The 3,360-nt window shown below is 69.6% G+C and carries 5 protein-coding genes; all 5 read left to right on the top strand.

Features of this window, described 5'->3' with window-relative positions; translation table 11 throughout:
* Positions 1-58: 58 nt before the first annotated feature.
* The 5 genes from AC1D01_RS26185 to AC1D01_RS26165 all read left to right on the top strand — a co-directional run bounded on the left by AC1D01_RS26185 (position 59) and on the right by AC1D01_RS26165 (position 3,246).
* On the top strand, positions 59-442 hold the full coding sequence (locus tag AC1D01_RS26185) for a hypothetical protein (RefSeq protein WP_477871572.1): 384 nt from the start codon (positions 59-61) through the stop codon (positions 440-442).
* Positions 439-1,092, top strand: a complete 654-nt coding sequence (locus tag AC1D01_RS26180; protein WP_477871570.1) for a hypothetical protein — start codon at positions 439-441, stop codon at positions 1,090-1,092. Before AC1D01_RS26185 ends, AC1D01_RS26180 begins: the two co-directional genes overlap by 4 nt.
* A gap of 208 nt (positions 1,093-1,300) precedes the next feature.
* Positions 1,301-1,480, top strand: coding sequence for a DUF1328 family protein (locus AC1D01_RS26175; RefSeq protein WP_047584709.1), 180 nt, complete (start codon positions 1,301-1,303; stop codon positions 1,478-1,480).
* A gap of 115 nt (positions 1,481-1,595) precedes the next feature.
* Positions 1,596-1,910, top strand: coding sequence for a BON domain-containing protein (locus tag AC1D01_RS26170; RefSeq protein ID WP_477871568.1), 315 nt, complete (start codon positions 1,596-1,598; stop codon positions 1,908-1,910).
* A gap of 106 nt (positions 1,911-2,016) precedes the next feature.
* On the top strand, positions 2,017-3,246 hold the full coding sequence (locus tag AC1D01_RS26165) for an AI-2E family transporter (RefSeq protein WP_477871566.1): 1,230 nt from the start codon (positions 2,017-2,019) through the stop codon (positions 3,244-3,246).
* Positions 3,247-3,360: the final 114 nt, after the last annotated feature.

Below are 3,360 nucleotides of genomic sequence, written 5' to 3'. Positions count from 1 at the left end.
CGGCCGGGTTCGTCGCGTCCGCATTCGTCCACCGCTGTAGCTCGCCATCGGTGCTGCCATGATCCATCCACTGATCAAGCTCGTTGCCACACGACCCGAACTCGTCGCCGATCACCTGAGCGCCTATGCCGCGTTGATCGGCAGYGAAGCGCGCCAGGCGCAGAGCCGCTGGACCGTCCGCCTGCTGCTGACGGYGCTTGCGCTGTGCTGCGTCGGCGTGAGCGCGGTGCTCGCGGGCGTCGCGCTGATGCTGTGGGCGGTGACGCCCTCGCTGCAAGGCGACGCGGTGTGGGCGCTGTGGGCCGCACCGGCCGTGCCGGCGGTGGTGGCCGTGGTGGCCGGCGTGATGGCGCGGCGGCCCGCGGCCGAGCCGGCGTTCGCTGCAGTGCAGCAGCAGTTCGAGGCCGACGCACGCATGCTCGGCGAAGTGGGCGCGACATGACCCACGTCGAAGAAGCCCAACTCGACCCCGGCTTGCCCGTCGTGGTGCCGGCGCGCCCCCTGACCCCGAAGGAACGGCTCGCGGCCTCGCGCGAATCCATTCGTGCGGCGCTCGTGAAGGCAAGCGCCCCCCCCGATCCGAACGCCGCGCAAGCGCCGCAGGAACCCGGCTGGCTCGGCACGCTCGGCGATGCACTGTCGGACTTGCCCGCCGCCGCGATCGCGGTGCGCTGGTTGCGCCGCTGGTGGGCCGGCCATCCGTGGCGCACCACCTTCGAGTTCGCACGCGACGCAGGCCAGGAGCTCGCAGGCCCGCTGGCGAAGAAGCACCCGTGGTGGCTGCTGGCCGGCGCGTTCATCGGCGGCATGCTGCTGACGCGCGCGAAGCCATGGCGCTGGATATCGGGCGGTGCGTTGCTGGCCGGGCTGCTGCCGCGCTTCGACCTGGCATCGATCATCAGCTGGGTCAACCTCGCGATCGCGGACTTCACCCGACCGGCACCTGCAACGGCTGCGGCATCAGCAGCCGCACCCGCATCCGCATCCGCATCGGCACCCGCATCGGCACCCGCATCGACATCAGCGCCGTCGACATCACCGCCTCCGGTGCAACCGCCGCACATACCCGGCACCGACTACACCGTGCACTGAGCGTCGCCACGCTCTCTTGCTGAAGCGCGCCGCGGGCGCGCTTTCTCTTTTTGCCGATCGCAACACATGCCTTCAAGGCACCTGGTCGGCAAAGCATTCCGTCCTACATGCGCTCACGCCAGCGTCCGATGGCTCGGCCGAGGGGCGGCCCATAGAGTTGCCTCATCGACTCGACACCGTGCATCCACACCGCACCAAGGAGAACGACATGCTGAAGTGGGCCATCATCTTTGCAGCCATCGCGCTCGTCGCGGGCGTGTTCGGATTCACCGGCATCGCCGCCGGCGCCGCAGGCATCGCGAAGTTCCTCTTCGTGCTGTTCCTGGTGCTGTTCGTCGCCGTGGTCCTGATYGGATTGCTGGGCGCGAAAGCGATCAGCAACAAGTGATGTCCATGTTCTATTGAACGAATGCCGCGACACGGGCCCGCACGGGTGGGGGCCTGTTGTTCACCTTCCTGACGACCACCTGCACCACAACGTTTCCACACTGAAGGAGAACCACATGTTTGTCCGCAACACCCTCGCCGCTGTCGTGTCCGCCGTCGCCCTGCTGTCCGCCACCGGCTGCGCCGTGACGCGTGATCAATCGACCGTCGGCTCCTACGTCGACGACGCCGCCATCACCACCGCGGTGAAGGCCAAGTACGTCGGCAACAAGGAAGTCGATGCCTCGTCGATCAGCGTCGAGACGCTGAACGGCACGGTGCAGCTGTCGGGCTTCGCGAAGAGCGCCAGCGAGAAGAGCACCGCCGAATCGATCGCCCGCAACGTCAATGGCGTGAAGTCGGTCAAGAACGACATCCTGATCCGCCCGTAATCCTCACGACCCTCACGGCTCGTCCGTGTGAAGGCGCACCACCCTGCGGGGTCGTGCGCCTTGCGGCATTGAGGACAGGGCGCTCGGTGCGCCGTCTTCGCACACGATGCCCCTCTCCGGCACCCTGACGCCTGCAGCCAGACCTCCCGTCGAGGCCGGACGCGACAGCGTCGCATCGCAGGTCGACGAGACCGCGTCACCGCTCGACGACGGGCACCCCGGGCCGCTGCCGCGCTCGGCCCCTTCGGCGACGGTGATCGCGACCGTCGCGGTGATCGGTGCGCTGTGGTGGGGCCAGCGCTTCCTGGTGCCGGTGGTCGCCGGCCTGATGCTCGCGATGCTGGTCGCGCCGGTGGTGGCGGGATTGCGCCACCTGCTGCGCAGCCAGATGCTCGCGGTGATGCTGTCGCTGGTGCTGTTCCTCGCGATCGCGGCGCTCGCGTCGATGGCCTTCGGCGGCAAGCTGCTGCGCATGGTGGACCGCAGCCCCGAGATCATCCGCATGGTGGCCGAGCGCATCACGCCCACCGAGGCCGATGACGACTCGGTGCTCAAGCGCTCGCGCGATGCGCTGCAGGAGCTCGACCGCGCCGCGCAGAGCGTCGCCAATGGCGCGCCGCCACCGAAGCCGACGCGCCAGAAGCTGATCCCCGCCGCGCCGGCGCACACGCTGACCGAGACCGTCACGCTGTGGATGCGCGACACCGCGCTGAACGGCTCGACGATCCTGCTGAAGTTCGCCGGCGACCTGACCATCATCGTGTTCGTCGCCTTCTTCGTGCTGAGCGGCGGCAGCCCGCTCGCCGGCCGCTTCATCGACCTGTGGGGCGGGCGCTCGCAATCGCGCACGCGGGCCTGTCGCGCGCTGCACGAATGCTCGCGGCAGATCCGCATCTATGTCGGCGTGCTGCTGGTCACCAACGTGCTGATCGGCTGCGCGGTGTGGGCCGCGTTCGCCTGGGGCGAGATCCCCGATGCGGCGATGTGGGGTGTGACGGCCGCGGTGCTGCACGTCGTGCCGTATGTCGGCATGGGCATCCTGACGGCGTTCGGCGCGGCCGAGGCCTTTCTCGCGCACGGCACCGCCGGCGCGGCGATCGGCACGGCGGCCTACCTGGTCGTGGTGTCGACGCTGATCGGCACCGCGGTCGCGGCCTGGCTGCAGAGCCGCGCGGCGCGGATGAACGCCGCGGCGGTGTTCATCGGGCTGGTGTTCTGGGGCGCGCTGTGGGGCGTGTGGGGGCTGTTCCTCGGGCCGGGGCTGATCGTCGTGATGAAGGTCGTCGCCGAACATTCCCGCTCGGCCACGCGGCTCGCGCGCCTGATGGAAGGCTGAGCGTGGCGCAGGGCGAGGTCGCCGACACGCCGGGGCTCGCTGTCCGCCTCTGGCACCGGATGGTCGCGAGCGCGCCGGGGCGCGTCGTCTCGCTGGGCGTTCGCGCCATCAACC

This window comes from Rhizobacter sp. P3_B12, assembly GCF_056402895.1.
Note: the sequence above shows the minus strand (reverse complement) of the source record. Positions and strands in the feature narration are given on the sequence as shown.